Source organism: Tunicatimonas sp. (assembly GCF_049647865.1).
GTDB lineage: Bacteria > Bacteroidota > Bacteroidia > Cytophagales > Cyclobacteriaceae > Tunicatimonas.
This window is the reverse complement of sequence record NZ_JBARYM010000527.1, coordinates 1-2303: the sequence shown is the minus strand read 5'-3', so window position 1 is coordinate 2303 and position 2303 is coordinate 1. Positions and strand designations below refer to the sequence as shown.

Below are 2303 nucleotides of genomic sequence, written 5' to 3'. Positions count from 1 at the left end.
TTGGTCAGTATTGGCTTGTTAATTCTGCTAGGAGTAATTATCGGTACTTTCTTAGAAAAGACGGGCGGCGCATTCGTTATCGCTCAAAAAATACTGGCTTGGATCGGGGAGAAATCGGTGATGCTAGCCATGATGATTACCGGCTACATTCTGTCTATTCCGGTATTTGGGGATAGCACCTTTATTATGCTTAATCCCATTAATAAATCGCTATCGTTTAAAGGCAAACTTCCGTTCGCAGCTACCACTATTGCCTTAACGATGGGCATCACCGCCAGTCACTCATTGGTGCCACCAACTCCGGGTCCAATTGCTGCTGCCGGAATTCTGGGTGCTGATCTAGGTATGGTGATCTTCTGGGGACTAATCATTAGCTTAAGCTCACTCATTCCCTGCTTTTTCTACGCCAAATATTTTGCCTCTCGAATTAACCTTATTCCCCAGTTTGCTGAAGTTGAAAAGACTACCGAAGAAAAGAAATACCCCTCGCTGGGCAAGTGCTTTCTACCGATTATCGTTCCACTGGTACTCATCGTCCTGAATTCTATCGCCAAGTACCCCACTCAGCCTTTCGGAGAAAATACATTTACTACTGTTCTATCCTTTTTGGGTAGTCCGGTAATTGCTCTGCTGATTGGAGCATTTTTATCATTTATGCTTCCGGCAAAATTTGATAAGTCGCTGCTATCAGCGAGCGGATGGTTTGGGGAAGCCATTGTGATTGCTGCACCAGTTATTCTAATTACGGGTGCTGGAGGAGTTTTTGGGAAGATGCTACAAAACTCTGGCATTGCTGACTTGGTAAGTGATAGTATTAGCGGGGGAAACCTTAGTTTGTTTTTACCTTTCCTGATGGCCTTAGCACTAAAGGGGGCACAAGGTTCTTCTACCGTGGCACTCGTCACCACCGCTTCCATTGTTGCTCCCCTACTACCATCTTTGGGACTAGATACTCCTACACTGCGGGTATTCACCGTATTGGCTACCGGAGCCGGGGCTACGGCACCTTCGCACGCTAACGATAGTTTTTTCTGGGCTATGACTCAGCTTACCGGAATGAATATCAAGCAAGGATATCAATCGCATAGTGTGGGAACGATCATTCTGGCTACCACCGCGATTAGTCTCATCTTTCTGATTACCACTTTTATTTAATATGAGAGACAGTTTTACTCAGAATCGTGCTGATTATTATTGGTAACGTTTAGTATTAGAGCAGTAGCGAATGAAATGTACTTAGCTTACGAGTAGCAAGATACTTTGAAAAGCAAAAAAGGTTTGAGAGTGTACCCAAACCGCTATTGCTTTTATACCTTGTTGGCAATAGTTTTTATTCTTTCATTTGCGCATAAAATTTTCTCCATTCAGCAGTGTCATATATCAGATTTGATTCTTTTATAAGTCCATCTTCAATCCTAAACCATTCAGTTCCAGCGTTTGATTCTAGACCTTTTACAGATGATTTAAAATCATAGGAGACAGCTATCCAATTTCCGTTTTCGGCAATATTTATAATCTCTATTCCTGTAATTACAGCACCAATTTGTTTGGCTAATGCAATAAATTCTTCTTTAGAATTGAGTTCAACCATTGGGTTCTTAAACTTATAGCCATCTGCCAATAAAGCCAAAGATTCTTGAATCTGTTCTGGGTTATTAAAACCATTTAAAAACTTGGTTACAATTTCTTGATTTGTCATAGTAGTACTTTAAATTTGTTGTGCATTGCTTTGGATTGAGAATATGGTCAATCCAATAATCAATGCGTGCTTTATTAATTTCATCATTCTGTTTTAATTACATGATGAGACAAAATTGCAACAGATTAAAGACTCTATTCTTGGTAAAAACCAAGATTTCCTAAATTTTAACTGTATTGATTATTTTACTGTAGTTTGTGGGGTCGATTCGTAGATATGAAGCAATATCTTTCTGTGAAACCATATTTATCAAATGCGGACTTCTTTTTGCAAATTTTTTAAACCGAGTTTCGGTGTTGAAAGCCATTAATTGGTGATGTCTTTCGATAATACCCATTAAAAACTGTTCTGTGATGATTCTAAATAGGGTTTCAAGTTCCCTATGCTCTTTTATTAACTGAGCATGTTTAGCGTAAGGTATTCGTAAGAATGTGCTGTCCGTAATCGTTTCAAGATAGTATTTGGAAGGTGTTTGTGTAAAAAACGATTCTACTATACCGCTAAATGAAGGTGCATAGGCAAAAAACATAACATGTTGCTTCCCTTCATTTAAGTAGTATGATTTTTGAATTCCATCTTTTACAAAATATAGATAGCGTTCAGT

At 39.0% G+C, this 2303-nt stretch carries 3 protein-coding genes; 1 reads left to right on the top strand and 2 read right to left on the bottom strand.

The features are described 5' to 3' along the window. On the top strand, positions 1-1155 hold a 1155-nt coding region (locus tag WBA23_RS15600), incomplete at its 5' end, for a GntP family permease (RefSeq protein WP_424583213.1). Positions 1156-1330: 175 nt separating this feature from the next. On the opposite strand, the gene WBA23_RS15595 is transcribed toward WBA23_RS15600, so the two are convergent. Together WBA23_RS15595 and WBA23_RS15590 are read right to left on the bottom strand one after the other, a co-directional pair. Next, positions 1331-1699: a nuclear transport factor 2 family protein gene (locus WBA23_RS15595; protein WP_424583212.1), complete on the bottom strand. Its 369-nt coding sequence runs from the start codon at positions 1697-1699 to the stop codon at positions 1331-1333. Between the two features lie 160 nt (positions 1700-1859). Further along, positions 1860-2303: Crp/Fnr family transcriptional regulator (locus WBA23_RS15590; protein WP_424583211.1), on the bottom strand; the 444-nt coding region annotated here is incomplete at its 5' end.